Here is a 24,033-nt window from a genome sequence, read left to right as displayed (position 1 = left end):
AGGCAGTTATTAATAATATAAGGGGAAAGAAAATGATTGATATTAATTTAATTAGAGAAAATCCTACTTTAGTCAAAGAAAATATGAAGAAAAAATTTCAAGATGAAAAAGTTGGATTAGTAGATGAAGCTTATAAATTAGATAAAGATTATCGTGAAGTTGTTACAAGAGCAAGTGAAATTAGAAGTTTAAGAAATAAATATTCTAAAGAAATTGGTGCTTTAATGAGAGAAGGCAAAAGAGATGAAGCTGAAGAAATTAAAGCAAAAGTAACTTCTATGGCAGAAGAATTAAAAGATTTAGAAGTTAAAGAAGAAGAATATGGTAAAGAATTAAAAGAAATCATGATGAAAATACCAAATATCATTCATGATTCAGTACCTATTGGAAAAGATGATTCAGAAAACGTAGAAATTCAAAAATACGGAGATCCAGTTGTACCTGAGTATGAAATTCCATATCATGCTGATATCATTGCTCGTTTTAATGGTTTAGATAAAGAAGCTTCAGGTAGAACAAGTGGAAATGGTTTCTATTATTTAATGGGAGATATCGCTCGTTTATCATCAGCAATGCTTTCATACGCTAGAGATTTCATGATTGATAAAGGATTTACTTATTGTATTCCACCATTCATGATTCGTAGTGATGTTGTTACAGGTGTTATGTCATTTGATGAAATGGATGCCATGATGTATAAAATTGAAGGTGAAGATTTATACTTAATTGGAACTTCTGAACATAGTATGATTGGTAAATTTAAAGATCAAATCGTTAAAGAAGAAGAATTACCAATTACAATGACTTCTTATTCACCATGTTTTAGAAAAGAAGTAGGTGCTCATGGTATTGAAGAACGTGGTATTTATCGTGTTCATCAATTTGAAAAACAAGAAATGGTTGTTTTATGTAAACCAGAAGAAGCTATGGAATGGTATGACAAAATGTGGTCATATACGGTTGAATTATTTAGAAGTTTAGATATTCCAGTAAGAACATTAGAATGTTGTTCTGGAGATTTAGCTGATTTAAAAGTTAAATCATGTGATGTTGAAGCTTGGTCACCAAGACAACAAAAATATTTTGAAGTTGGTTCTTGTTCAACATTAGGAGATGCACAAGCTAGACGTTTAGGTATTCGTGCTAAAGGTGAAAATGGAAATTATTATGTTTCTACTTTAAATAATACAGTTTTAGCTTCAACAAGAGCAGTTATTGCTTTTATTGAAAATAACTATAATGAAGATGGATCTATTAATATTCCAGAAGCGTTACGTCCTTATATGGGTGGTAAAGATATTATTATTCCTAAAAAATAGTCACTTCGGTGACTCTTTTTTATAGAAAGGTAAGAAAAAGATGAAATTATTTATAAGTGAAGCAGAAATTGAGGATGCTTCAATGATTATTGATTATTTAAATCAGGTTGGGGGAGAAAGTGATAACTTAACTTATGGTTTAAATGAATGTTATTTAAATGAATTTGAAGAAATGGAAGTTATTCAAGATTTTATTGATCAAGAGAATAGTTTACTTTTATGTGGTTTTATTGATGATGAACTTGTTTCTTTATTATCTATTCAAGGTGAACAAAAAGAAAGATTAAAGCATATTGGTCATTTTGCAATCACTGTTAAAAAAGAATATTGGAATATGGGGATTGCTTCAATGATGATGGAAGAAGCTTTAGAAATGATCAAAGAAACATCTTTAAAAGTTCTTGATTTAGAAGTGAAAGAGGATAATTTATCAGCTATTAATCTTTATAAAAAGTTTAATTTTCAAGAAATAGGGAGATATCCTCAAATGTTTAATGTCAATCAAAAGTATTATGATGCACTTTTAATGAATTTATATATTGATTAAAAATCTAAAATACGCTATAATCATATTTGCCATTACAATAGGCGGCTTCGAACCATGTCAGGACCGGAAGGTAGCAGCATTAAGAAGTACCGTCTATGTGTGATGGTCTTTATTTTTAGAGGAAAAAAAGATGAATGATGAAGAATATATGGAAATAGCTTATCAAGAAGCTTTAAAAGCATTAAAACATGATGATGTGCCAATTGGATGTATTATTGTAAAAGATGATCAAATTATTGCCCGTGCATATAATCAAAGAGAGTATTTAAATCAAACTTATGGTCATGCAGAAATGTTAGCTATTGAAGAAGCTTGTAAAAAAATAGAAAGATGGCGCTTAGATGAATGTACACTTTATACAACTTTAGAACCTTGTTTAATGTGTTCGGGAGCTATTATTCAAAGTCATATTCAAAGAGTTGTTTATGGTGCAAGTGATACAAGATGGATGTCTTTAGATAAATTGATTCATTTACCAGATCCTAAACTTAATTATATTCCCATGATTCAATCAGATATTTTAAAAGATAAATGTTCAAAGTTAATAAAAGACTATTTTAAAAAGAAACGTCAAAAGATATGATTACTCATATCTTTTTTTCGTGTATAATGTAGGAGATAGGAGTTGAGAATATGTCATATAAAGCCTTGTATCGTACTTATCGTCCGCAAACATTTGAAGATGTCGCTGGACAAAGTCATGTTACAATTACATTAAAAAATGCAATTAAAGAAAATAGAATAGCGCATGCTTATTTATTTGCTGGACCACGTGGAACAGGGAAAACAACGATTGCTAAAATATTAGCTAAAGCTATTAACTGTACAGGAGATCATCCTCCATGTAATGAATGTCCTAACTGTAAAGCAATTACTCAAGGAGATCATCCTGATGTTATTGAAATTGATGCAGCAAGTAATAATGGAGTCAATGAAGTTAGAGATTTGATAGATAAAGTAAAATATGCCCCTATTAATGCTAAATATAAAGTTTATATTATTGATGAAGTTCATATGATGACACCTGAAGCATTCAATGCTTTATTAAAAACATTAGAAGAACCTCCAGCACATATCGTATTTATTCTAGCAACAACAGAACCACATAAAATTTTGCCAACTATTATTTCACGTTGTCAAAGATTTGATTTCAAACGTGTGGATGAACATGATATTATTAGTCGTTTGGAATATGTATTAAAAGAAGAAAATGTAGAATATGATGAAGAATCTCTTGAAATTATTTCTAAGTTGGCTGATGGGGGAATGAGGGATGCTTTAAGTATTTTAGAACAATGTTTAGCGTATGATAGACATTTAACAGTAGAAAATATTAATAAAGTTTATGGTTTATTAGCAAATGATGAAAAAATACGTTTAATTAAATTATTACTGACAAAGGATATGAAGAATGTTTTAAAAACATTAGATCATATGATGTCTTTAAGTATTGATTTAAAGAGATTGACACAAGATTTAATAGATGTTTTAAAAGATGTTATTATTTTTAAAAACACGCAAGATTTATCTTTATTATTTGTTTTGCATAAAAACGATATCCAACAAATTGTTCCTTATATATTAGTAGAAGAAGCATTTCAAATGATTGATATTTTTATGGATGCAAGTAGTCATTATGGACAGGCTGTAGATTCATCAACATATTTTGAATTAGCTTTATTAAAGATATGTAATCAAATTGAAAATGAACATAAAGAAGTTGTTGTAGAAGAACCAAAAGTTATTGAAAATGTTTCACATGAAACATTGGTTGAAGTTCAACAAGAAGAAGTGGTTGAAAAACCAGTAGAAAAGATACAAGAACCAGTAATTGAACCTCAAGAAGATTTACAAGAAAAGGTAGAAGAAAAGAAAGAACCGAAAGTTGAACAAGTAGAAACTCCTGTGGAAGAAGCTAAAGAAGAGGTAAAAGAAGTAAAAACAACAGCTCAAATAGAAGTAGACTTTAATGACATTTTAAATATTTTAGTACAGGCGAAAAGAACAGTTTTAAATGATATTCAAGATAAATGGCCAGTTATTAGAAGATATTGTTATAATCTTAATACTGCTAAATATGCAAATATGTTATGTGATGCTAAACCTGTAGCTGCTGGCGAAAAAGGTTTTATTTTGACATTGAAATATCAACCAGAAGTGAATAGTATTAACTATACAGAAAATTATTATCCATTAAAAAATTTCTTAAAAGAAGTTTTAGGATCAGAATATGATTTTATTGCAGTAATGGAAGCAGATTGGCCAAATATGAGACAAAAATTTATTCAACTTAATAAAGAAAAAAAATTACCACAACCACAACCAATTGTTTTACATCATATTGATGAATATCATGAACCGGTTGTAGAACTTACAGAAGCTCAACAATATGCGATTGATATGTTTGGTGATGAGATTGTTGAATTTGAAGAATAGGAGTGTATTATGAATTATCCAAAGTCATTTACAGATTTAGTTGAATGTTTTAAAAGACTACCAGGAATAGGTGGTAAATCTGCAGAAAGATTAGCTTATCATGTTTTATCAATGGATAAAGAATATGTCCAAGAATTTGCAAATGTGTTAGCTCATTTTCAAGATAATATCCATTACTGTAAAAAATGTGGACATATTTGTGAAGGTGAACTTTGTGAAATTTGTAAAGATGAAACAAGGGATCAATCAGTTATTTGTGTTGTAGAAAGTCCTAAAGATGTTTTTGCTATGGAAAAGGTAAGAGAATATCATGGATTATATCATGTTTTACATGGGACGATTTCTATGATTGATGGTAAAACGATAGATGATTTAAATATTAATTCTTTATTTGAAAGACTTGATGGAGTTAAAGAAGTGATTATTGCAACGAATCCTACAAGAGAAGGTGAAACAACAGCATTGTTTCTAGCTAAGTTGTTAGCGAAAAAAGGAATAGAAACAAGTAGAATTGCTAATGGATTACCAATAGGAAGTAATATTGATTATGCAGATGAATTAACATTATTAAAATCTTTAGAAGGAAGAAAGAAAATATAAGACCTTGCAAGAGGTCTTTTCTTGTTTAAATAGAAAAATCAGTTATAATAATGAAGAAAGAGGAGAGAAGTATTATGACAGGAAAGTTTATTACATTAGAAGGACCAGAAGGTAGTGGAAAAACAACAGTTTCTAAAGAACTTGTAAAAATATTAAATGAATCAGGATATAAAGTCTTACTTACAAGAGAACCAGGTGGGGTTGATATTGCTGAACAAATAAGAAATGTTATTTTAGATAAGAAAAATACAAAAATGGATGCACGTACAGAAGCTTTATTATATGCAGCAGCAAGAAGACAACATCTTGTAGAAAAAGTATTACCAGCTTTAAAAGAAGGGTATATTGTATTATGTGATCGTTTTGTAGATAGTTCACTTGCTTATCAAGGTGTTGCTAGAAATCTAGGAATTGATGAAGTTTATAATATGAATTTATTTGCGATAAACGATGTTATGCCAGATAAAACTTTATTTTTTGATATTGATTATAAAAAAGGATTAGAAAGAATTAAAGTTAATCAAAGAGAAACCAACCGATTAGATTTAGAAAAAAGTGATTTTCATAAAAATGTTTATGAAGGTTATTTAACAATTTGTAAACAATATAGTAATCGTATTGTAAAAATCAATGCAGATCAAAAGGTTGAAGATGTTGTACAAGATGCCTTAAAGGAAATTAAGAAAATATTATGATCAAAGATTATTTAAAAGAAAATCAACCTTTATTCTATAGAATTATTGAAAATGAATTTAACTTAAAAAAAATACCACATGCATTCTTACTTGTTGGAAATAATACTGATCAACCATTACAGTTTCTAACAATGTCACTTATATGTAATGAAACCTTAGCTTGTGAACAATGTATAGATTGTCAAAAAGTATTAAACCATCAATATGCAGATATTATAGAAATTGATGGAGAAGAGGAAAGTATTAAAAAGAAACACATTGAAAATATACAAGAAACTTTCAAAAAGTCTTCTCTTGAAGGTAAGGCAAAAGTTTATATTTTAAAGAATGTTGAAAAAACAACCAAAGAAGCTATGAATGCTTTACTTAAAATATTAGAAGAACCAACAGAAGGTATTTATGCAATTTTTACAACTAAAAATATCAATCGTATTTTACCAACGATTATATCTAGATGTCAGGTTATAGAATTAAAACCAGATAATAAAGAAGTACTTAAAGAAAAATTGATTGCTAAAGGATATGAAGAAGAAAAAGCAAGTGTCTTATCTTATATTATTAAAGATGAAGATGATTTAGAAAATTTAAATCAGGATAATTTTGATGATATTATGTTACAAGCAATTAATTTTATTGAGGATTTATTTTTATATAGAGAAAATCTTATCATAAACACACAAATTCATATGCTTAAAGATCATAAAGAAAAGGAAAATATTAAATTATTTATTAATTTAATTATTCTTGCACTTAAGGATATGTTTCACGTGAAACAAAATGAAAAAGCTGTTTTTTGTAATCACGTAGAATTTTTTAATTCACTAACATATGATAACAATGATATAATAAAGAAAATTGAATTATTATTAGAAACATCATACTTATTAGATACAAATGCTAATATTCCATTACTTATGGATAGTATGATGTATAGAATATAGAAAGGAATTTATATGGAAGAAATTAAACTTGCAAGTGTAAAATTTAAAAGTGCTGGTAAGATCTATTATTTTTCCACAAATTTAAAATTAAAAAAAGATGACCGAGTAGTTGTAGAAACTGCTAGAGGATTAGAACTTGGAGAAATATCACAGGAATTAAAAGATATATCAGAATTTAATTTAGATACAGAATTAAAAAAGATAGTTAGAAAAGCTACAAAAAAAGATATAGAAAATTATCAAAAAAATGTTAGGGATGCAAAACAAGCATTAGTAACATGTAAAGAAATTGTTTCAAGATATGATGTTAATATGCAACTTACTAATTGTGAATATACATTAGATAAAGCAAAAGTTATTTTTATGTACACTTCCGATGATCGTGTTGATTTTAGGGAACTATTAAAGGAATTAGCTGTTGTTTTCAAATGCAGAATAGAGTTAAGACAAATTGGTCCAAGAGATAAAGCAAAAGTAATTGGTGGAATTGGAACATGTGGTTTACCATTATGTTGTTCAACTCTTTTAGGAGAATTTAATGGAGTTTCTATTAATATGGCTAAAAATCAAATGTTAGCAATTAATATAGAAAAAATATCAGGTGCATGTGGAAGATTAATGTGTTGTTTAAAATATGAAGATGAAATTTATTCTTTAGAAAAAGAACGTTTTCCCAAAATAGGATCACATGTAAAATATCAAGATAAAGATGTAAAAGTAACAGGATTAAATGTTATTAACGATCTTGTTAAAATTGAAACAAATAATGGAATTGTATTCGTTGGTTTAGACGAAATTAAATTTGATAAAAATAATCATGCAGGAAAGAAAAATGGAAAACCAAGAAGTCATTAATTATTTATTAGCACATAATGATTTGAAAATTATCCAAAGAAAAGATATGTTTAACTTTTCTTTGGATACTGTTTTATTATCACAGTTTTGTACAATCAATAAAGATGTAAAAAATATTGTTGATTTTGGTACAAATAATGCGGCTATTCCATTATTGCTTTCAAAAAGAACACTTAAAAAAATTATAGGTATAGAAATTCAAGATGAAGCGGTTGATCTTGCTAGAAGAAATGTTGAGATGAATGATTTAAATGACCAAATTGAAATCGTTCATGGAGATATTAAAGATGTTGTCAAAGAGTTACCAAAAGCACAGCTGATTGTTTGCAATCCACCGTTTTTTGAAGTAGGGGAAAATAGTAACTTAAATGATAATGAATATTTAACAATAGCACGTCATGAAATAAAAATTGATTTAGAAGGTATTATTTCAGCGGCAGCTTATTTATTAGATAACAAAGGAAGATTTGCAATTGTTCATCGACCTGATCGTATGATTGATATTTTAAATATTATGCAAAAATATGATATTGAACCTAAAAGAATACGTTTTGTATATCCTAAAATGAATAGAGATTCACATGTCTTATTAGTAGAAGGAATGTATAAAGGAAAAAAAGGATTAAAAATCGAACCACCATTATATGCACATAATGATGATGGAAGTTACAGTAATGAAGTAAGAAGAATGTTTGGAGAGAAGATAGATGAATAGACAAAAGAGTTTTGAAAATGAAAGACCAACATTATATTTAGTAGCAACACCTATTGGTAATTTAGATGAAATGACATATCGATCTATTAATACTTTAAAAAATGTAAAATATATTGCTGCAGAAGATACAAGAAATACTGTTAAGCTTTTAAATCATTTTGAAATTTCAACAAAACTTATTTCCCATCATGAACATAACATAAAACAATCAATTCCTAAACTTATACAATTATTAGAAGAAGGAAATGATATTGCTTTAGTAAGTGATGCCGGTTATCCTGCTATTTCTGATCCTGGATATGAATTAGTTAAAGAAGCAATAGAACATGAAATAAATGTTGTTCCTATTTCAGGATGTAATGCTTGTTTAGATGCTTTAGTTGTTTCAGGAATTGCACCACAACCATTTATGTTTTATGGCTTTTTAGATCATTTAGATAAGAAAAAGAAAAAAGAATTAATTGATTTAAAAAAATATAAAGAAACAATTGTTTTTTATGAATCACCACATAGAATTAAAAAAACATTAAATTTAATGTTAGATATTCTAGGAGATAGAAATATTGCTTTATGTAGAGAAATTACAAAAAAACATGAAGAAATCATTAGAGGTCTTATTTCTGAAATTATTTCTATTGTAGAAGAATTAAAAGGAGAAATGGTTATTGTTGTTGAAGGTAGTCAAGAAGTAGAAGAAGAAATAACTTTTGAAACAACAATCAAGGAAGACGTAGATATGTATATTGAAAAAGGAATGTCTACTAAAGATGCAATCAAAGAAGTTGCTAAACAAAGAAATCTTAATAAAAATAGTGTTTATCAAGAATACCATTCTAAATAATGGTATTTTTTGTTTCACGTGAAACAAAAGATAAAATTATATATTTGTGGTATACTATAAGCAGGAGGAACAAGGAAATATGTATAGTAAACAAAGCTACAATTATGGTAGACATGGAAGCAAAAGAAGATTAAAATCCATACCTGTAATTATTACATTATTGGTTGTGATATTAATATTGGGAGGTATTTATTTTTTACTATTTAATGAGAAAAATAAATATGAAGATTATAATACTTATAATGAAACAAATAAACAATATGGAACAGTACAACACTATGAAAAAGAAAATGATGATTTTTACATTTCATTATACTATCCTAAATTAAAAGAAAAGAATTTAAATAAAATTATTAAAGAATCATATAGCACATATTTAAAATCAGAAAAAAAGAAAAAGGATCAAAAAGATATATTATATCTAGATTACTCTTGTAAAAAGATTTATAAACAATATGTTGTTGTTGAATTAGATTATAAGCGTATTAATGAAGATGAGACAAAAACAAAAGCAACAAAATCTATAATGACATATGATTGTAAAACAAATCAATTGTTAACATTAAAAGATTGTTTACATGGTAAATATGGTGATTTATTAAATACTTTAGGAGTGAGTGAGTATGATAAAGAATCAACTTCTATTAAAGTAGATCAAGATAGTTTTACATATTTTACAGATCAAAAACTAAAAAATAAAATTACTATTAATTATAAAGAAAATAAAGATTACATAAAATTAGCAAATAAAAATATTCCATCTAATGCACCATTAGATGTCAAAGCACCTAAGTTAATGAAAGTAGATCCAAAGAAAAAAATGGTTGCTATTACATTGGATGATGGACCACATAAAACATTAACAGAAAGAGCAATGAATGCATTTGAAAAATATAATGGTCGAGGAACATTCTTCGAATTAGGTCAAAACATGAATCTTTATCCAGATATTGTTAAATCAGTTTATGAAAGAGGACATGAGGTAGCAAGTCATACATATCAACATGCACAACTTACAAAATTAGATGCTACTGCTTTAGATGAAGAAATTAAGAAAACACAAGAAGCATGTTTTAAAGCCTGTGGAACAGAACCAACATTAATAAGACCACCTTATGGAGCAAAAAATGATACAGTTAAATCTGCATTCTATTCTTATGGTTTAAGTATGATTCTATGGGATGGAGATACAGAAGATTGGCGTTATAGTAAAGTAACAAATGGTGCTCAAATTGTATGTGATAATATTATTAGAGATGCTAAGTCTAAAACTGGTGATGGTAATATTGTCTTGATTCATGATATTCATGAAAATTCTGTTGCTGGATTAGAAATGGCTTTAGATCAATTAAGTAAAGAAGGTTATCAATTCGTTACTGTATCAGATTTATTAAAATATAAAGGACATTCTGAATATAAATAGTATAGTTTAGGCTATACTATTTTTGTTTCACGTGAAACATATTTTCTTTCAATGAAACTCATTGACATTGATTTAAGGGTTTGATAAAGTTAATAAGGATACAATAAATACGAAGAATGGAAGATGTTAAAGCAAGACATTTAGAGAGCTGATGGCTGGTGAAAATCAGTATGTTAAACTTTAAGAGATGGCCCAGGAGTAGTTATTTCAAATAGTTAGAAATAATCGTTAACTGCGTTAAAGTTTTGAGTGACACAGCAATGTGTAAAAAAGGTGGTACCGCGATTATTCGTCCTTTTATAAGGGCGTTTTTTATTTTTATAAAGGAGATTAGAAGATGAAAGACGAAAAAGATTATTATCTTACAACAGCAATTACTTATACTTCAGGTAAACCTCATATTGGAAATACTTATGAAATTATTTTAGCTGATGCAATTGCTCGTTTTAAAAGACAAGAAGGGTACAATGTTCGATTCCAAACAGGAACAGATGAACATGGACAAAAAATTGAAATTAAAGCTAAAGAAGCAGGAATTGAACCTAAGCAATATGTAGATCAAGTTGCAGGTGTAGTTAAAAATATTTGGGATATGATGGATACATCATATGATCGATTCATAAGAACAACTGATGAATATCATGAAAAACAAGTACAAAAAATCTTTAAAAAATTATATGACAAAGGTGATATTTATTTAGGTCATTATGAAGGTAAATATTGTACAGCATGCGAATCATTCTTTACTGAATCACAATTAGTTGATGGTAAATGTCCTGATTGTGGGGGAGATGTACATGATGCTAAAGAAGAAGCATACTTCTTTAAATTATCTAAATATCAAGATCGTTTAATTAAACATATCGAAGATCATCCAGAATTTATTCAACCAGTTTCAAGAAAAAATGAAATGATGAATAACTTCTTAAAACCTGGATTACAAGATTTATGTGTTTCTAGAACATCATTTAAATGGTCTATTCCAGTTGATTTTGATCCTAAACATGTTGTTTATGTATGGATTGATGCCTTAACAAACTATATTACAGGACTTGGATATGATGCAGATGGAAATCATGGTGAATTATATAAAAAATACTGGCCTGCTGATTTACATTTAATTGGTAAAGATATCGTTCGATTCCACACAATTTATTGGCCAATTATGTTAATGGCATTAGATATTCCATTACCTAAACAAGTATTTGGACATCCATGGTTATTACAAGGTGAAAGTAAAATGTCTAAATCAAAAGGAAATGTTATCTATGCAGATGATTTAGTAGATATCTTTGGTGTTGATGCAGTAAGATATTTCGTATTACATGAAATTCCATATGATAATGATGGAAGTATTACATGGGATTTATTAGTAGAAAGAATTAATAGTGATCTTGCTAACGTTTTAGGAAACTTAGTTAATAGAACAATTGCTATGTCTAATAAATACTTTGGTGGTATTGTAGAAAACAAAAACGTATGTGAAGACGTAGATCAAGAATTAAAAGATTTAGCGTTAGCTATGCCAGCTAAATCTATTGCTAAAATGGATGAATTCAAAGCATCAAATGCATTAGATGAAATCTTCAACTTATTAAGAAGAACAAACAAATATATTGATGAAACAATGCCATGGGCATTAGCTAAAGATGAAACTAAAAAAGATCGTTTAGCTACAGTATTATATAACTTAATTGAATCAATTCGTTTCTCAGCAGTTATGCTATATCCATATATGCCTTCAACAGCTACAAAAATCTTAGATCAAATTAATACAGATCAACGTGATTTTGAAAGCTTAAAAGAATTTGGAAACTATGCATCAGGAACAAAAGTAGTTGAAAAACCAGAAATGTTATTTGCTAGATTAGATCCAAAAGAAGTTGCTAAAAAAGTAGAAGTTATTGAAGCAAAACAAAAAGCTTCTATCAAAGCTGTAAAAGAAAAGAAAGAAAAAGAAGCTAAAGAAACAAAAGAAGAAATTACAATTGATGACTTTTCTAAAATTCAATTAAAAGTAGGAAAAGTTATTAAATGTGAAAAACATCCAAATGCTGATAAATTATTAGTAAGCCAAATTGATGTTGGTGAAGAAACACCAAGACAAATCGTAAGTGGTATTGCTGATGTTTATTCACCAGAAGAATTCGTTGGTAAAAAAGTTATTGTTGTCACAAACTTAAAACTAGCTAAATTAAGAGGTGTAGAATCTCAAGGTATGGTTCTTGCCGGTGGAGATAAAAAAGTATTAGGTGTTGTAGATGCAGGAGAATTACCAGTAGGTACAACAATCAGATAATCTAAAATCGCATGATTTCATGCGATTTTTTTCTATTCTGTCTATATTTTTTTTATCAATTATAATATAATGTCCAAGTACAAAGTAAAATTGAATAATATTTATAGGTTTTGAATATTTTATATTTAAATTAAAAAGGAATCAGGTGTAAAACCTGGACGGTCCCGCCGCCGTAATGTGGAGAATAAGCATCAAAATCACTGGGAAACTGGGAAGACGCTTAAACAAAGAAACAGAGTCGGAATACTTGCCTATATCTAAGGATACACTTTACGGAGTATAAAGTAGTTCTTCTAGATAAACTAGGATAACTATGCCTAGTTTTTATTTAGAAGTTATTTAATTTGAAAGGGGAAAGAATATGAAAATGAGAAAAATTGTATGCAGTTTTATGATTTCAGTTGTATGTTTCATGACTGCCATTTCTGGTGTATCAGCAACATCATATGATACATCAAAAATTAACGCTGCTTATTCTAAAGTTGTTGAATATTATAAAAATAACAACAATTTAAATAATGCAGATAAAATTCTTGCTGTAGAATCTTTAGGATTAGAAGCTGAAAGCAATCAATTTGATACTTCTTCAGCAGATTTAAGTAGTACATCACTTTCTAAAAAAATTGTTACAGAAGTTTTATTAGGTGTTGATCCTACAGAAGATAAAAAAACATTAGAAAGTCAAATTGATGAAAATGGTAATGTTGAAGGTAGCTGGGGAGCTTCTTCAGATGTTTGGACATTATATGCTTTATATGTAACTTCATCAGAAAAGACAAATTTAATTGCTAATAAATTAAATGATGAATTAGCAGCATCTAGTGTTTGTGGTTATGAATGGGGCGGAACTTATTACGCTGATTATGATACTACAGGATGGGTTATTGAAGGTTTAGCAGTTGTGAATAAAGAAAAATATGCGACTACTATCAATAAAGCAATTGATTATATTAAAAATAATACAACAATGACAACAACAGGATGGGTTACTGCTGATAATGTAGATACTCAATCACAAGTATTAGAAGGAATGTTCGCATATGATACAAATGCTTTATTAAATGATAGTTATACTGTTCATCCAGTAGATTGTCTATTAAATACACAATTAAGTGATGGATCATTCCCAAGTGGTTATAATGCAGAATATACAACTGCAGAAGTAGCTAAAACATTAGGAACATATAAAAATGGATCAGTTATTATTAAAGCTAAAAAAGCTTATGATAAAATGATGAATCCAGAACAACCTGATAACACAAAACCAGCACAACCAACAGATACAAAAAAAGATAGCCAATCTACAAATAAAGTTGAAACAACAAATCAAAAAACAACTTCAGTAAAAACTGGAGATGAAACTAATGTTGTTATCTTTGTTTCATTATCAATGGTGTCTGGTGGATTATTCTTAGTATTAAGAAAAGAATATGAAAGAGTTCATTAATAAAATAAAAAATATGGATAAAACAAAAAGAATTGTAATATTATTTATTACAATTTCTTTTGTTTTTATTGGTAGTTTTTCTATTTATAATGGTGTTACTGGAAATTATAAAACCAATCAAGTAGCACAAGTAGACACTACAAAAAATAAGAAAGAAAAAAATACTAAGGAAACTAAAAAAGAAGAGAAACAAGAGACAACTGATCAAACACAAGAAACAAGTGAATCTACACAAAATGACAGTCAATCATCAACACAATCAACAGATGAAACAAAAACAAATGATAAAAATAAATCAAATAGTAAATCATCATCTACAACTCAAAGCAATAGTAAAAGTAGTAGTGCAGGTCATTCTCAAAGTTCTACGAATCAATCTCAATCAAATAGTGGACAAACAAGTAATAATCAGTCAAATAATTCATCAACCAATAGTTCATCGAATCAACAACCAACTAATGAAAAAATTACAATAAATATTCAAGTAATTGGAATGGGAAATACAATGATGGCTGGTACTTTAAATGTTGATAAAAATAGTAATGCTTTAAGTGTATTAAAAATTATAGCAGCTAAAAATGGTAAAGAAGTTGAGGGTAGTGATTATTATGTTTCAGGAATAGGTGGTTTAAAAGAAAAGCAACATGGGCCAATGTCTGGATGGATGTATAGTGTTAATGGTGTTGCCCCTAATATGGCAGCAATTAAATACAATTTAAAAGATGGCGATAAAGTTGTTTGGTATTATGTTAACTATGAATAGGAGACTATATGCATTCGAGTAAAGTAAAAGAAATTAGTCTAATAGGAATATTGGCAGCTGTTAATATTGCTTCACGTATATATCTACAAGCATTACCTAATATTAAACCTGTTACTTCTATCATTATTATTTCTGTCATGTTATTTGGATTAGGTTTTGGAGTTAAATTAAGTATTGTTACAACTGTTGTTTCTAATTTGTTTTTAGGTATGGGAACATGGACTTTTTTCCAAATTCTTGCATGGGTCGTTATTTGTTTGATTACACAGGTTTTATTAGATTTTTTAAAGAAAATACATAAAGAACCTAAGTTATTTCCAATGGCTATATTTTCCTTTTTGATGGGATATGTCTTTGGTATAGTTGTTTCTCTAGAACAATTAATGTTAGGTGGTCCTTCTTTATATATTGTTTATTATATGGCAGGATTGTTATTTGATACTTTTCATGCAGTAGGTAATTTTTGCTTTTATTTAATATGTGCACCTATTTTAATGAAAGTATTAAAAAAGGAATCAGAAAGAATAAGATTAAAACAAGACTAAGTTCTTGTTTTTCTTTTTGATTGAATTATAATAAAGTAAGAATTTATCATGAAAGGAAGAGTTTTATGATTGTAAATGAAGAAGCAGTTAAAAAAATATTAGAAGAAGTAAAACCAGCAAAATTAGTTGCTGCAACAAAATATGTAGATGTTAAAGAAATTGAAAAATTAGAAAAATTAGGAGTTACATGTTTTGGAGAAAATAGAGTACAAGCTTTTTTAGAAAAGTATGAAAATTATCATGGAAATGGTGAGTTTCAATTTATTGGAACACTTCAACCAAATAAAGTAAAATATATTATTGATAAAGTGACTTTAATTCATGCTGTTGATCGTTATTCTTTATTAAAAGAAATAGAAAAACAAGCAGCTAAAAGAGATTTAGAAATGCCAGTTTTAATTCAAGTAAATATTGCTAAAGAAGAAAGTAAACATGGTTTTGAAGTAGAAGAAATTGATGAAGTATTTAATAGTTTAAAAGATTATCCTCATGTCAAAGTAAGAGGACTTATGATGATGGCACCACATATTGAAAGTAGTGAAACTGAAAAGTATTTTAAAATGACACAAGAGCTTTTACAAAGACTTCAAAAAGATTATCCAATGTATCAATTGGATCAGTTATCAATGGGAATGTCTAATGATTATCATGAAGCTTTAAATCATGGTTCTACAATGATTCGTATAGGAAGTGCATTATTTAAATAGATATGAAAATATCTATTTTTTTTGTTTTAGTAATTAATTTCAAATAATTTGACATAGTGTGACAAAAGCGTATAATGTTAGCAGCCGAACAAAAAAGGAGACATTTATGGAACATCGAATAGGAATGGAAATACGTGTTTTGTCTAAATATATGGGACGTTATTTAGATGATATTCATGGTATTGATTGTATGTTATCAGGACCGCAGGGGTTAATTCTTATTTATTTATGTGAAAATGATGAAGAAATTTATCAAAAAGACATAGAAAAATATTTTAATATTAGAAGATCAACTGCAACAGGTCTTTTAAATTCTTTAGAAAAGAACGGATATATCACAAAAGAACCTGTTGAAAATGATAAACGTATGAAAAAAATCAAAGCAACTGAACATGCGTATAGTACAGTAGAAAAGATTGATAATCATGTTATTCAATTAGAAAAAATTATGTTAGATGGAATTGATGAAAAAGAAGTGAAACAATTTAGAAATACAATTTCTAAAATGACACTTAATTTAGTAAAGGAGTCAAAAAATGGATAAATTATATTACATGGGAATTGATGTTGGATCAACAACAGTAAAATTATATGTGGAAGATCAAGAACATCAATGTATCTATTCAAAATATCAAAGACACTATTCTGATGTTAAACCAGCAATAGAAAGTCTAATTAAAGAAGTTCAAGAACACTATGGAAACTTACCAGTTAAAGTAGTGATGACAGGATCAGGTGGTTTATCTTTATCAAAACATTTAAATGTAGAATTTGTTCAAGAAGTGATTGCTTGTACTAAAACAGTGGAAACTTATATTCCTGAATGTGATGTAGCAATTGAATTAGGTGGAGAAGATGCTAAAATCACTTACTTTGAATCAACTCTTGAACAAAGAATGAACGGGACTTGTGCAGGTGGTACAGGAGCATTTATTGATCAAATGGCTTCCTTATTACAAACAGATGCTGCTGGATTAAATGAACTTGCTAAAAACTATGAAACAATTTATCCAATTGCATCTCGTTGTGGTGTATTCGCTAAAACAGATATCCAACCATTAATCAATGAAGGGGCAGCTCGAGAAGATATCGCTATTTCTATTTTCCAAGCCGTTGTCAATCAAACAATTAGTGGTCTTGCTTGTGGTAAACCTATTCGTGGTAAAGTTGCTTTTCTAGGAGGACCTCTTTATTTCTTAGATCAATTACGTGCACGTTTTATTGATTCATTAAACTTAAAAGATGAAGATGTTATCTTTCCTCAAAACTCACAATTATTCGTAGCTATGGGAGCATGTTTACTTGCTAGAGAAGATAAAGTGAATAAAACAACAATTGATGAACTTGTATATATTTTAGATTCATTAAAAGATGGTATTTCTGATGAAACAGATACTTTGAAACCATTATTTGAAACAGAAGAAGATCGTATTGAATTTAGAAATAGACACTATCGTACAAAAGTAAAGAAAAGAGATTTAAATACATATCAAGGAAAAGCTTTCTTAGGTGTAGATGTTGGTTCGACAACATCTAAAGCTGTATTAGTTGATGAAGATGGTTCTGTATTATATACATTCTATTCATCTAATGAAGGAAATCCAATTGAAGTTGTTCGTAAGATTTTAAAAGAAATCTATGAAATCTTACCTAAAGGAGTAGAACTTGTTCATGCTGGGTCAACTGGATATGGTGAAGCTTTAATTAAATCTGCATTTAAAATGGATGTCAGTGAAGTAGAAACAATTTCTCACTTTACAGCCGCTAAATATTTTAAAGATGATGTTTCATTTATCTTAGATATCGGTGGACAAGATATGAAAGCTATCAAGATCGAAGATGGTATTATTCAAGATATTTTATTAAATGAAGCTTGTTCATCAGGATGTGGATCATTTATTGAAACATTCGCTAAATCATTAGGATACAATGTTGCTGATTTCGCTAATCTAGCTTTACAATCAACAGCACCAATTGATTTAGGATCACGTTGTACTGTATTTATGAACTCTAAAGTAAAACAAGCACAAAAAGAAGGAGCTAAGATTGAAGATATTTCTGCAGGTCTTGCTTATTCTGTTATTAAAAATGCTTTATATAAAGTTATTAAATTACGTTCGCCTGAAAGTATTGGTAAATCAGTATTAGTACAAGGTGGAACATTCTATAATGAATCTGTTTTAAGAGCTTTTGAACAAGAAACAGGAATCAAAGCGATTCGTCCAGATATCGCTGGATTAATGGGAGCCTTTGGTATTGCTTTAATTGCTAGAGAAAGATATCAAGGACAAGGAACAACATTACTTAATAAGGAACAAGTTGATGCTTTCGGTTATGAAAGTACAATTCGTTATTGTCAAAAATGTACAAATCATTGTATGTTAACAGTTTCTTCATTTAATGATGGTAGTGAACATATCAGTGGAAACAGATGTGAAAGAGGAGCAAACTTACCTCCTAAATCAAAACAATTACCAAACTTATATGATTATAAATATCGTCGAGTTTTCAATTATCGTTCATTAACGGCTAAAGAAGCAAAACGTGGAACAGTAGGGATTCCTCGTGTTTTAAATATGTATGAAAACTATCCTTTCTGGCATACATTATTTACTGATTTAAAATTCAGAGTAGTCTTATCACCACGTTCAAGTAAAAAAATCTATGAAAAAGGAATTGAATCTATTCCATCAGAAAGTGTATGTTATCCAGCTAAATTATCACACGGACATATTGAAAGCTTAATTGAAAAAGGAATTAAATATATTTTCTATCCTTCAGTTGCTTATGAAAGAAAAGAAAATGTTACTCAAGGAAATCATTACAACTGTCCAGTCGTAACTTCTTATCCAGAAGTTATTAGAAATAACGTAGATAACTTAGAAATAAATGAAATCATCTTTAGAAATCCATTCATAGATTTAAGTAATCGTAAAACAATGTTTACAAACTTAAAAGATGAATTTAAATCATTTGGTATTAGTGATAAAGAATTAAAAGCAGCGATTGAACATGCTTATGAAGAATTACAACAATGTCGTTTAGATATCCAAGGAGAAGGAGAAAAAGTCCTTGCTTACTTAAAAGAAAATAATATGACAGGGGTTGTTTTATCAGGTAGGCCATATCATGTCGATCCAGAAATCAACCATGGATTAGCTGATTTAATTACTGGTGAAGGCATGGCTGTTTTAACAGAAGACAGTGTTTGTCACTTAGATAAAGAATTAGAAGAATTACGTGTTGTGGATCAATGGACATATCACTCAAGAATGTACCATGCAGCATCCTTTGTTTCATCTCAACCAAACTTACAATTAATTCAATTAACATCATTTGGTTGTGGATTAGATGCTGTTACGGCTGATCAAGTGGCAGAAATCTTAAATGCGAGAAATAAAATCTATACACTTATTAAAATTGATGAAGGAAGTAACTTAGGAGCAATTCGTATTCGTATCCGTTCATTAAAAGCAACAATTGATAAACAAGAAAATAAAGAAATTGATTTATCTAAAAAATATAAACCAGTCAAAGTACCATTCACTAAAGAAATGAAAGATGATCGTTGGACAATCCTTTGTCCGCAAATGTCACCAATCCATTTCCAATTTGTTGAAAAGGCAATGCAAGAAAGTGGTTATAACTTAAAAGTTTTACCATCAGTAGATAAAGGAGCTACAGAAGCAGGATTAAAATATGTTAATAATGATGCATGTTACCCAAGTATCCTTGTCGCTGGACAAATGATGGAAGCTTTAACAAGTGGTGAATATGATGTCAACAAAACAGCCTTGATCATTTCTCAAACAGGTGGTGGATGTCGTGCGACAAACTATATCGGATTTATCCGTAAAGCTTTAAAAGATGCTGGTTTAGAACAAGTACCAGTAATTAGTGCCAATTTACAAGGTATCGAATCAAACCCAGGATTTAAAATTACCTACTCACTTGCAAAGAAAGTTATTATCGGTGCAATGTATGGAGATTTATTCATGAGAGTCCTTTATCGTGTAAGACCATATGAAAAAGAAAAAGGAAGTGCCAATAGACTTTACCAATCATGGGTAGAAAAATGTATGAAAAATATTGAAACAGGTAGCATGAAAGAATTTAAGAAAAATGTTTATCAAATCGTAAAAGATTTTGATGAATTACCTTTATTGGATGTCAAGAAACCAAGAGTTGGTTTAGTAGGAGAAATCCTTGTTAAATTCCATCCAACTGCTAATAATCAAATTGTTGATATTATTGAAAGAGAAGGTGGAGAAGCGGTTATGCCAGATTTAATTGATTTCTTCCAATATTGTTTCTATTCAACAACATTTGAAAGAAAACATTTCAATGCGACAGCTAAAGCTACTAAGCTATGTGAATTCGCAATTAAAGCCGTTGATTTCTTAAGAAAAGATATGATCAAAGCTTTAGAAAAATCAAAACGTTTTGATCCACCAGCTTCTATTGAACATCTTGCTGATAAAGCTAAAGAAGTTGTTTCAATTGGTAACCAAACAGGTGAAGGTTGGTTCTTAACTGGTGAAATGATTGAACTTATTGAAAGTGGAGCACCAAATATTGTATGTATGCAACCATTTGGATGTTTACCAAACCATGTTACAGGTAAAGGTGCTATTAAGGCTTTAAGAAAGAAATATCCTCAAAGTAACATTGTAGCTGTTGACTATGATCCAGGAGCTAGTGAAGTTAACCAATTAAATCGTATTAAATTAATGCTTTCAACAGCTTTTAAAAATTTAGATAAATAAAAAATAGTGGTTCGTATGAACCACTATTTTACTACCTTTATATTTTGACAAGATTGCAAGTTGATAACATGATATTTGTTTTATTGATTGAATAATGATTTTTAATTGAACAGATAATCAAACTATCACGGCTTTCTTTATAGGATAATGTTTCACATTCAGCAAGAGAAAGCATAAAGTTTGTTTTCTTTAAATCAATATTTAAAACTAAACTCATTTGAATAAGATCATCTCTTTGAGGTTGAATTTTTCCATTAAGAATACCATTCAAAGTATTTTCATCAATTTTTGTTTCATTATATAACTTGATTGTAGGAATACAGTAATATCCTAATAAAGCATAAAAATAAGTTAAAAAATCTAAATCTGGAAATTCGTGTTTTACTTCATCAATATTGGCACATGTATCAACAAGCATAAATAATCTATCGGCATTCATCATATCACCTACTTATTATAATTTTAACCCCTTTTAAATCATTGAACAAGTTTAAAAATATTTATTTTACTAATAATATTTTATAATAATAATTTTAAAAAGATTGTAGAAAAAAAGAAGTAAAAAAAGGATATAAAATCTAAATAATTTGCATAAAATAGTATAAAAGAGTATGATATGAATAAGAAGGGGATGTTTATTATGTGCTTAGGATTATTAATGATGCTCTTGGCAGGTAGTGTAGTTTATTTTGGTAAGAGTTATTTTGAATATAAATTGAGGGAAGAGTAATCTAGCATTCGCTAGATTATTTTTTTTAAAATGAAAAAACTGATTAGTCTACTTGTATTATTTTTATTATGTGGATGTTTTCCACAATCTTACCAAAGTATAGAAAATAAATTTAAACAAGATCAATGTTTTAAATATCATTATCAGCTTTTAAATAAAAAACAAAAACAACTCTATCAAATAATTTATAATATTGCTTATACAAGAACACAAAATATTTATATTAAAGAAAAAGAGATAGATAAAGTAAGTCAAATTGTTAATGCAGTTTTAAAGGATCATCCAGAGTTATTTTATATTAAGGAATGGTCCCTTAATACAAAAGGTCTTTTTAATTTTGAATATAGTATGAAAGAAAAAGAAATTCTTAAAGATCAAAAAAGGATAAAGAAAATTGTCAAACAACTAAAAGAGGATACACAAAATTTAAAATCCTATCAAAAAATAAAATATATTTATGATGACGTTATTACTCATTGTAAGTATAATGAACAAGCAAAATATAACCAAGAAATAATCAGTGTTCTTATTAATCATCAATCAGTTTGTAGTGGTTATGCAAAAACAATGCAATATCTACTCAATCAATTGCATTTTAAAGCAACATTTTTAACAGGGAAAACAATAAAAGGAAGAAGAGACAAACATGCAATAAATATGATAAAATATGACAATGATTATTATTATATAGATGCAACCTGGGGTGATTTAGTATTAGCTGATGATGAAATCATCAATAATAATTATTTAATGTTTGATAGTCAAACAATGAAACAAATGTATGATTTAGATGATCATTATAAAATAACTAAAAATGATAAACATACTTATTTTAAAGAAGAAGGGTTGTATTTTGATTTATATCAATTAAATACTTTAAAAGCTAAAATAAATAAAAATCAAAGAGAATGTTATTTGCAATTTTCAAATGAAGTATATAATGATGCTAAAGAAAGATTAACAAAAAAAGGAGATGCCTATCGTTTAATAGAAGGGGTAGATCATATTCAATATATCACGAATGATCAATTGAAGACGATTTATTTAAAATGGTAAAGTTATGAAAAGAATTAATGAAATAGTAGTTGTTGAAGGAAAAACAGATAGTCAATTATTAAAAGAATTATATGATGTTGATACTATTGAAACACATGGGCTAGGATTAGATGAAAAAACATTAGAACTTATTAAAGAAGCTAGTAAGACAAGAGGAGTTATTGTCTTAACAGATCCAGATTATCCAGGATTAAAGATTAGAAATCAAGTAGAAAAATATGTACAAAATTGTAAACATGCTTTTGTTGATAGAAAAGATGCTATTGGTAGAAAGAAATTAGGTATTGCTGAAGCAAATAAAGAAGCTGTAAAGAAAGCAATTGAAAATGTTGTTACATTTTCAAATCAAGAAGAAAGTATTTCTTGGAAAGAGTTTTTAGAATTAGATATTATTGGAGATAAAAAGAAAAGATTAAAGGTTTATGATTTATTTCATTTAGGATATGGCAATGCAAAGACTTTGTTTAAAAGATTAAATATGGTGGGTATTTCCAGGGAAATGATAGAGAAGGAGTTAGAGAATGAAGGATATAGCGACTAAAAGTACAACTCAATATATATTAGATAAATATGATTTATATCCTAAAAAGAAATATGGGCAAAACTTTTTAATTGATCCTCATGTCGTAGAAAAAATCGTTCGTTGTTCAAGTGTTAATGAAAAATGTGCAGTGATTGAAGTAGGACCTGGAATTGGTGCTTTAACTCAAGTATTAGCACGTTATGCAGGATATGTAAGAAGCTATGAAATAGATACACGTTTTAAAGGAGTCTATGAAGAGTTTTTAAATCAGGAAAATATTGAGATTGTTTTTGAAGATTTTTTAAAAGTAAATTTAGAGGATTTAATGACTTTAAAGGATAAGTATGAAAAAGTTATTTTAGTAGCTAATTTGCCTTATTATATTACAACTCAAATTATTGAAAAGGTTTTAACTGAAAGTAAAGTTATTGATGAAATTGTCGTGATGGTACAAAAAGAAGTGGCTTTAAAATATACAAGCGATTATAAAAGTCCACTGATGTATATGATTGAAGATATGGGTAAAATTGAATATATGTTTACAGTAAGTCAAAATGTTTTTATTCCTGCACCTCATATTGATAGTGCTATTTTAAAGATTACAATTAATAAGGAAGCTAATTTAGATTTATATAAAGTATTAAATAGTGCTTTTAAACAAAGAAGAAAAACGATTTATAATAATTTAAAACAAGAATATCAAAATGCATTAGATGTTTTAAATGAAAATCAAATAGATCAAAAATTAAGATGTGAACAACTTACATTAGAAGATTATCAGGCTATCACAAAATCATTATATAAACATACTATATAATGGTGATA

Annotated in this window: 22 protein-coding genes, 1 other RNA gene, 1 riboswitch and 1 other annotated feature; of the genes, 22 read left to right on the top strand and 1 reads right to left on the bottom strand. The window is 28.2% G+C overall.

The genetic code is table 11. The features are described 5' to 3' along the window. Positions 1-32 precede the first annotated feature (32 nt). The 19 genes from serS (at position 33) to OCV55_RS03420 (ending at position 20,899) form a co-directional block, all read left to right on the top strand. Positions 33-1,319: a serine--tRNA ligase gene (gene serS / locus OCV55_RS03510; RefSeq protein ID WP_022002037.1), complete on the top strand. Its 1,287-nt coding sequence runs from the start codon at positions 33-35 to the stop codon at positions 1,317-1,319. A gap of 40 nt (positions 1,320-1,359) precedes the next feature. Beyond that, on the top strand, positions 1,360-1,866 hold the full coding sequence (locus OCV55_RS03505) for a GNAT family N-acetyltransferase (protein ID WP_147579811.1): 507 nt from the start codon (positions 1,360-1,362) through the stop codon (positions 1,864-1,866). A 25-nt stretch (positions 1,867-1,891) separates the two neighbouring features. Further along, positions 1,892-1,980, top strand: an RNA gene (gene ffs, locus OCV55_RS03500) — signal recognition particle sRNA small type. A 16-nt stretch (positions 1,981-1,996) separates the two neighbouring features. After that, a complete protein-coding gene (locus OCV55_RS03495; protein WP_032091114.1) occupies positions 1,997-2,449 on the top strand; it encodes a nucleoside deaminase in 453 nt (150 codons plus the stop codon). Positions 2,450-2,499: 50 nt separating this feature from the next. Continuing rightward, entirely contained in the window at positions 2,500-4,302 is a 1,803-nt protein-coding gene (dnaX, locus tag OCV55_RS03490; protein WP_147579810.1) for a DNA polymerase III subunit gamma/tau, read from the top strand. A 9-nt stretch (positions 4,303-4,311) separates the two neighbouring features. Beyond that, a complete protein-coding gene (gene recR, locus OCV55_RS03485) occupies positions 4,312-4,902 on the top strand; it encodes a recombination mediator RecR (protein WP_022002033.1) in 591 nt (196 codons plus the stop codon). Positions 4,903-4,976: 74 nt separating this feature from the next. After that, a complete protein-coding gene (gene tmk, locus OCV55_RS03480; protein ID WP_147579809.1) occupies positions 4,977-5,597 on the top strand; it encodes a dTMP kinase in 621 nt (206 codons plus the stop codon). Further along, complete coding sequence (locus OCV55_RS03475) at positions 5,594-6,538, top strand: AAA family ATPase (RefSeq protein ID WP_267309792.1); 945 nt, start codon at positions 5,594-5,596, stop codon at positions 6,536-6,538. Before tmk ends, OCV55_RS03475 begins: the two co-directional genes overlap by 4 nt. 12 nt (positions 6,539-6,550) lie before the next feature. After that, positions 6,551-7,393 carry a PSP1 domain-containing protein gene (locus OCV55_RS03470; protein ID WP_032091118.1) on the top strand — a complete coding sequence of 281 codons (843 nt, stop codon included), beginning with the start codon at positions 6,551-6,553 and terminating at the stop codon, positions 7,391-7,393. Next, positions 7,371-8,108 (top strand): tRNA1(Val) (adenine(37)-N6)-methyltransferase, encoded by a 738-nt coding sequence (locus tag OCV55_RS03465; protein ID WP_032091119.1) that lies wholly within the window; start codon positions 7,371-7,373, stop codon positions 8,106-8,108. Before OCV55_RS03470 ends, OCV55_RS03465 begins: the two co-directional genes overlap by 23 nt. Continuing rightward, positions 8,101-8,949 carry a 16S rRNA (cytidine(1402)-2'-O)-methyltransferase gene (rsmI, locus tag OCV55_RS03460; protein ID WP_147579808.1) on the top strand — a complete coding sequence of 283 codons (849 nt, stop codon included), beginning with the start codon at positions 8,101-8,103 and terminating at the stop codon, positions 8,947-8,949. Before OCV55_RS03465 ends, rsmI begins: the two co-directional genes overlap by 8 nt. A 79-nt stretch (positions 8,950-9,028) precedes the next feature. Next, a complete protein-coding gene (locus OCV55_RS03455; RefSeq protein ID WP_147579807.1) occupies positions 9,029-10,372 on the top strand; it encodes a polysaccharide deacetylase family protein in 1,344 nt (447 codons plus the stop codon). Between the two features lie 103 nt (positions 10,373-10,475). Next, positions 10,476-10,672 (top strand) — a binding site (T-box leader). A gap of 37 nt (positions 10,673-10,709) precedes the next feature. Continuing rightward, entirely contained in the window at positions 10,710-12,671 is a 1,962-nt protein-coding gene (gene metG, locus OCV55_RS03450; protein ID WP_147579806.1) for a methionine--tRNA ligase, read from the top strand. A gap of 88 nt (positions 12,672-12,759) precedes the next feature. Then, positions 12,760-12,940: riboswitch (cobalamin riboswitch) on the top strand. A 92-nt stretch (positions 12,941-13,032) separates the two neighbouring features. Then, positions 13,033-14,118: a hypothetical protein gene (locus OCV55_RS03445; RefSeq protein WP_147579805.1), complete on the top strand. Its 1,086-nt coding sequence runs from the start codon at positions 13,033-13,035 to the stop codon at positions 14,116-14,118. Beyond that, positions 14,102-14,881, top strand: coding sequence for a DUF4430 domain-containing protein (locus OCV55_RS03440; protein ID WP_147579804.1), 780 nt, complete (start codon positions 14,102-14,104; stop codon positions 14,879-14,881). The genes OCV55_RS03445 and OCV55_RS03440 overlap by 17 nt, the downstream gene beginning before the upstream one ends. A gap of 8 nt (positions 14,882-14,889) precedes the next feature. Then, a complete protein-coding gene (locus OCV55_RS03435) occupies positions 14,890-15,426 on the top strand; it encodes an ECF transporter S component (protein WP_117782971.1) in 537 nt (178 codons plus the stop codon). A 65-nt stretch (positions 15,427-15,491) separates the two neighbouring features. Then, positions 15,492-16,133, top strand: coding sequence for a YggS family pyridoxal phosphate-dependent enzyme (locus OCV55_RS03430; protein ID WP_032091126.1), 642 nt, complete (start codon positions 15,492-15,494; stop codon positions 16,131-16,133). A gap of 106 nt (positions 16,134-16,239) precedes the next feature. Then, positions 16,240-16,677, top strand: a complete 438-nt coding sequence (locus tag OCV55_RS03425) for a MarR family winged helix-turn-helix transcriptional regulator (protein ID WP_106987447.1) — start codon at positions 16,240-16,242, stop codon at positions 16,675-16,677. Then, positions 16,670-20,899 (top strand): 2-hydroxyacyl-CoA dehydratase, encoded by a 4,230-nt coding sequence (locus OCV55_RS03420; RefSeq protein WP_147579803.1) that lies wholly within the window; start codon positions 16,670-16,672, stop codon positions 20,897-20,899. Before OCV55_RS03425 ends, OCV55_RS03420 begins: the two co-directional genes overlap by 8 nt. Positions 20,900-20,936: 37 nt before the next feature. Here OCV55_RS03420 and OCV55_RS03415 read toward each other — a convergent pair whose 3' ends face one another. Further along, the gene (locus OCV55_RS03415) at positions 20,937-21,338 is read right to left on the bottom strand and encodes a helix-turn-helix domain-containing protein (protein WP_032091128.1); all 402 of its coding nucleotides are present in this window, start codon (positions 21,336-21,338) and stop codon (positions 20,937-20,939) included. Positions 21,339-21,659: 321 nt separating this feature from the next. Here OCV55_RS03415 and OCV55_RS03410 point away from each other — a divergent pair, with 321 nt between their 5' ends. From OCV55_RS03410 to rsmA, 3 genes are read left to right on the top strand one after another with little or no spacing between them, the layout of a single operon-like run. Then, entirely contained in the window at positions 21,660-22,685 is a 1,026-nt protein-coding gene (locus OCV55_RS03410; protein WP_147579802.1) for a transglutaminase domain-containing protein, read from the top strand. A 4-nt stretch (positions 22,686-22,689) separates the two neighbouring features. Continuing rightward, positions 22,690-23,226, top strand: coding sequence for a ribonuclease M5 (gene rnmV / locus OCV55_RS03405; protein ID WP_032091130.1), 537 nt, complete (start codon positions 22,690-22,692; stop codon positions 23,224-23,226). Continuing rightward, on the top strand, positions 23,207-24,025 hold the full coding sequence (gene rsmA, locus OCV55_RS03400; protein WP_022001672.1) for a 16S rRNA (adenine(1518)-N(6)/adenine(1519)-N(6))-dimethyltransferase RsmA: 819 nt from the start codon (positions 23,207-23,209) through the stop codon (positions 24,023-24,025). The genes rnmV and rsmA overlap by 20 nt, the downstream gene beginning before the upstream one ends. Positions 24,026-24,033 lie beyond the last annotated feature (8 nt).

Source organism: [Clostridium] ammoniilyticum (assembly GCF_025566905.1).
GTDB lineage: Bacteria > Bacillota_I > Bacilli_A > Erysipelotrichales > Coprobacillaceae > Faecalibacillus > Faecalibacillus intestinalis.
The sequence above is the reverse complement of the archived record's forward strand: the minus strand, read 5'-3'. Positions and strand labels throughout refer to the sequence as shown.

Excerpts from the sequence above, each read along its gene's own strand:
- serS (WP_022002037.1), top strand. The coding sequence starts at position 33 with ATGATTGATATTAATTTAATTAGAGAAAATCCTACTTTAGTCAAAGAA.
- OCV55_RS03505 (WP_147579811.1), top strand. The coding sequence starts at position 1,360 with ATGAAATTATTTATAAGTGAAGCAGAAATTGAGGATGCTTCAATGATT.
- OCV55_RS03495 (WP_032091114.1), top strand. The coding sequence starts at position 1,997 with ATGAATGATGAAGAATATATGGAAATAGCTTATCAAGAAGCTTTAAAA.
- dnaX (WP_147579810.1), top strand. The coding sequence starts at position 2,500 with ATGTCATATAAAGCCTTGTATCGTACTTATCGTCCGCAAACATTTGAA.
- recR (WP_022002033.1), top strand. The coding sequence starts at position 4,312 with ATGAATTATCCAAAGTCATTTACAGATTTAGTTGAATGTTTTAAAAGA.
- tmk (WP_147579809.1), top strand. The coding sequence starts at position 4,977 with ATGACAGGAAAGTTTATTACATTAGAAGGACCAGAAGGTAGTGGAAAA.
- OCV55_RS03475 (WP_267309792.1), top strand. The coding sequence starts at position 5,594 with ATGATCAAAGATTATTTAAAAGAAAATCAACCTTTATTCTATAGAATT.
- OCV55_RS03470 (WP_032091118.1), top strand. The coding sequence starts at position 6,551 with ATGGAAGAAATTAAACTTGCAAGTGTAAAATTTAAAAGTGCTGGTAAG.
- OCV55_RS03465 (WP_032091119.1), top strand. The coding sequence starts at position 7,371 with ATGGAAAACCAAGAAGTCATTAATTATTTATTAGCACATAATGATTTG.
- rsmI (WP_147579808.1), top strand. The coding sequence starts at position 8,101 with ATGAATAGACAAAAGAGTTTTGAAAATGAAAGACCAACATTATATTTA.
- OCV55_RS03455 (WP_147579807.1), top strand. The coding sequence starts at position 9,029 with ATGTATAGTAAACAAAGCTACAATTATGGTAGACATGGAAGCAAAAGA.
- metG (WP_147579806.1), top strand. The coding sequence starts at position 10,710 with ATGAAAGACGAAAAAGATTATTATCTTACAACAGCAATTACTTATACT.
- OCV55_RS03445 (WP_147579805.1), top strand. The coding sequence starts at position 13,033 with ATGAAAATGAGAAAAATTGTATGCAGTTTTATGATTTCAGTTGTATGT.
- OCV55_RS03440 (WP_147579804.1), top strand. The coding sequence starts at position 14,102 with ATGAAAGAGTTCATTAATAAAATAAAAAATATGGATAAAACAAAAAGA.
- OCV55_RS03435 (WP_117782971.1), top strand. The coding sequence starts at position 14,890 with ATGCATTCGAGTAAAGTAAAAGAAATTAGTCTAATAGGAATATTGGCA.
- OCV55_RS03430 (WP_032091126.1), top strand. The coding sequence starts at position 15,492 with ATGATTGTAAATGAAGAAGCAGTTAAAAAAATATTAGAAGAAGTAAAA.
- OCV55_RS03425 (WP_106987447.1), top strand. The coding sequence starts at position 16,240 with ATGGAACATCGAATAGGAATGGAAATACGTGTTTTGTCTAAATATATG.
- OCV55_RS03420 (WP_147579803.1), top strand. The coding sequence starts at position 16,670 with ATGGATAAATTATATTACATGGGAATTGATGTTGGATCAACAACAGTA.
- OCV55_RS03415 (WP_032091128.1), bottom strand. The coding sequence starts at position 21,338 with ATGAATGCCGATAGATTATTTATGCTTGTTGATACATGTGCCAATATT.
- OCV55_RS03410 (WP_147579802.1), top strand. The coding sequence starts at position 21,660 with ATGAAAAAACTGATTAGTCTACTTGTATTATTTTTATTATGTGGATGT.
- rnmV (WP_032091130.1), top strand. The coding sequence starts at position 22,690 with ATGAAAAGAATTAATGAAATAGTAGTTGTTGAAGGAAAAACAGATAGT.
- rsmA (WP_022001672.1), top strand. The coding sequence starts at position 23,207 with ATGAAGGATATAGCGACTAAAAGTACAACTCAATATATATTAGATAAA.